Origin of the sequence: Methanosarcina sp. A14 (assembly GCF_001729375.1) — an archaeon.
In the GTDB taxonomy this organism is placed as follows: Archaea; Halobacteriota; Methanosarcinia; order Methanosarcinales; family Methanosarcinaceae; genus Methanosarcina; species Methanosarcina barkeri.
In genome coordinates this window covers 1-3346 of the sequence record NZ_LZPK01000138.1, presented here as the reverse complement: position 1 = coordinate 3346, position 3346 = coordinate 1, and the positions used below count along the sequence as shown (strand labels likewise).

The following is a 3346-nucleotide window of genomic DNA, read 5'->3' as shown; positions in this document are numbered from 1 at the left end:
GGAGCATTAGCTATGTCTGGATAACATCTAGCAGCTTCAGTACAGCTAAAAACTTTAGAAGCCGCAATGAGATATTTAATGTAGTCAATGTCGGTACACTTAGGTGGATTTATGTCCATAACTCCGTACGTTTTTAGAGAAACACTAAGCCATAAGTATATTTATAAAGATATCAAGTTTTCGGCATTTTAACTGCGTAAGTCCTATAGGTGAAACCTTTGACTTTTACACAGTTTCATAATTACTAAGGAATACTAGGTTTGAACTGAATAAAGAAGATGAATTACCAAAATTTCCAAAAAGGCTTCTTCTTTTCTCCAAGTGCTTCAATGATCTTTTGATTAATCAAGCTCTGAACCTGCACATCTGATTATTCCTTATTTGAGATATATAAATGGACTAAAAATAATAGTAAATGACAAATAAAAATAGAAAAAAATCATTATTTATTTAAAAGATTTTCTTATAGAGATTAATATTATGTAATGTCACATTTTTAATTTTTTATTTGAAGGTTCAAATATTAATTTACAGAGGTTTAAGATGAAAGAGATGAAACGTGCTGAAACACGATGTGGTTATATCTTTATTTTAGAAATAATGGTGCTGGCGTTTTTAATGCTGGTCAGTATTGCAGGTGCCACACCTTTTGCATATATTACAAACTACGGAAACGACGATGTCTCTGAAATTGACACCGTCTCTGTAATTGACACTGCAACAAACACTTTTATAACCACTATAGATGTAGGAAGAGGGCCTACCGGTGTTGCAATTACCCCTGATGGATCAAAAGTGTATGTATTGAACAGCTTTGACAGCACTGTCTCTGTAATTGACACAACTACAAATAAGGTTATAGCCACTGTGGATGTAGAAAATGGACCTATTGGAGTTGCAGTCAGTCCAGATGGAACAAAGGTATATGTGACGCAATGCAGAGACGAAGATGGAAATACCGCTATCTCTATAATTGATACAGCAAAAAACAAGGTTACAGACACGATAAACATAGGACATTATGACTCTCTTGGTGATATTGCTGTTACGCCTGATGGAAAAAGGGTATATGTTTTAGCTGAAGGAGGACCTACTTCTGTAATTGACACAGCAACAAATACTATTATAGCCACCGTAAATGTAGGAAGCTATCCAGGTGGAATTGTGATCACCCCCGATGGAAAAAAGGCATATGTGGCAAATGGTTACAACAATGTTTCTGTAATTGACACAGCAACAAACATTGTTGTAGCCACAGTGAGCGATCGTATAGGCTCTGTTTCTGGAATTGCTGTCGCTCCAAATGGATCAAAGGTATATGTGGCAAATTACGGCTACGGGGCAAATAATATCTATGATGGGGGTGGAAACATTTCTGTAATTGATACATTAACAAATAAAGTTACAGTCATGGTACCTTTAGGAAAGTATACTTATGGAGTGGCAATTACCCCTGATGGAACAAAGCTTTACGTGGCAAATGATTATAGCAATGTTTCTGTAATTGATACATCAACAAATAAAGTTACATCGACTGTAAATATAGGAACCAGACATCTAGGAATTGCTATTGGAAATAAAAAAGTACAAAATGTTTCTCATACAACTCCCTCTGAATTCAATTCTTTGCTTGTTGTAATACTTATATTGTACATCTGGAGAAAGTCAACTAAAATCTAAAAACTTAAAATTTCAAAATTCAAAACTCTAAATACGCTAATAGTAGCTACGATCTGACGTTCTCCAGACATCTTCAAAAAATAACATTTTTCATGTTATCGTTTGGAGAATTATTTGAAAATTTGCAGTTACGATCTCAACTGAAGATTGGGAAAATAGCTTCTGGAAGTTCTCAATGAAGACAAAGGGCCAAAAAGTTTGGAAATTTTCAAAAATACATGTTTGAGTAGCTAGGGCAGTTTTCAGAAAAAACGACCGCAGAAAAAAATATCGGTCAAATATTCTGGATTTCGGTATCATATGGAATAACTAAGTTCAGGGAAGCATACCCTATGAGTTAAAAACTTATAATAGAAAATTTGAAATGTTTTGGGTGAAAATAGTAAGTCAATTCTTTTAATCATGTTCTCTGGAAAGACATTACTAGGTGCAGGTGGCTATTACCTGTAACTCCGAAAACTGCCTATTAGAGGCGATAATAGTACAGAAAAAGAAAATATGCCAGAATTAAAAAGCTTAAATCCAAGAAAAAGTATTAAGTTTTAATGAGCAAATAAGGGGTTTTGTCTTTGATATTCTTTGAGCCTATCCCGAAACTCAAAATTTGATTTTTGAATCTCATATTTGGAACAATCAATTGGATACCTAATTACTAAAATGATCCTGAAAACTCATGACGATTTAGAATAAAATAGGTTTTGGGATAGGCTCTATTAATAACGATTCTATGCCTAAATAAATGTTATACTCCAGGGATTTGTCAATGTTGATATTAGATATGGAATAAGTTTTCATTCAAATTCTTTTCTGAGCTCATTTGTATCGTATATGTAATTAATAGAACCTTTATTCGTATCTAAGCCATTAAGAGAGATTCCTATAAAATACCCAAAATTTTTTGTTATAATAAATCTATCATGTATTTTCCCATTTTGTTTATTGTCTTTAATTAAAGTTAATTTACGATTTGAAGGAATGTTTAAATTTTTATTATTTTCGTACTTGATTTTTATATCCAAATTAAGTGGCAATTTCTCAATCAAAGCACTATAATACCTATAATCGAAATAAGGATCTTGAATATAGACAAAATCTTGCGCATTCTGTATTATGTGTCCAAAAATCTCAGAAATTTTAGACATTAATTCAGGTTGTGAAAAATACACTTTGCTAGTTTTATCAATCAAAGTCTTCTTAGTTTCTTTAAACTCTTCTTCTTCAATTCTAACCTCAGATCTGATAATCCCTTGGGATGTCTTAACATCAATTTTTAGGTCAAGCGCCCCCAGAAATGTATTAGATTCTTCAAACACTACATTATTTTCACAGTCAATAATTTCACACTCATAATAGCCAAAATTTCCCACATTAAATGTATATTTATCATCAAAAATTTCAATCACTTTTTTGAACAAATACTCATATTCAGCGCAATTTTCTTTAAGTCTTATTATTAACTTGTGGCCGTTATTAATATATTCTTCCGGTATGTTTTTAATAACAACATCTTTCTCTCTACGATACACAATGTATTTTTCTTCGTCTTCTCTCATATATAAAAATAAATTTTCAACATTTAACTATTTTTTTATTTTTTTGACACTGCTTATAAAGAAACTAATTTCTTTATGATTGATTTAAAAGTATTTATAGAGCCTATCCCAAA

At 31.9% G+C, this 3346-nt stretch carries 2 protein-coding genes and 1 pseudogene; 1 reads left to right on the top strand and 2 read right to left on the bottom strand.

What is annotated here, in order from left to right; translation table 11 throughout:
• Positions 1-119, bottom strand: a pseudogene (locus A9239_RS18920) (IS701 family transposase); the annotation flags it as partial.
• Positions 120-543: 424 nt separating this feature from the next.
• Between A9239_RS18920 and A9239_RS07585 the strand changes: the two are divergent.
• Positions 544-1680 (top strand): YncE family protein, encoded by a 1137-nt coding sequence (locus A9239_RS07585; protein ID WP_052712909.1) that lies wholly within the window; start codon positions 544-546, stop codon positions 1678-1680.
• A gap of 791 nt (positions 1681-2471) precedes the next feature.
• Here A9239_RS07585 and A9239_RS07580 read toward each other — a convergent pair.
• The gene (locus A9239_RS07580; protein ID WP_048156177.1) at positions 2472-3233 is read right to left on the bottom strand and encodes a hypothetical protein; all 762 of its coding nucleotides are present in this window, start codon (positions 3231-3233) and stop codon (positions 2472-2474) included.
• Positions 3234-3346: the final 113 nt, after the last annotated feature.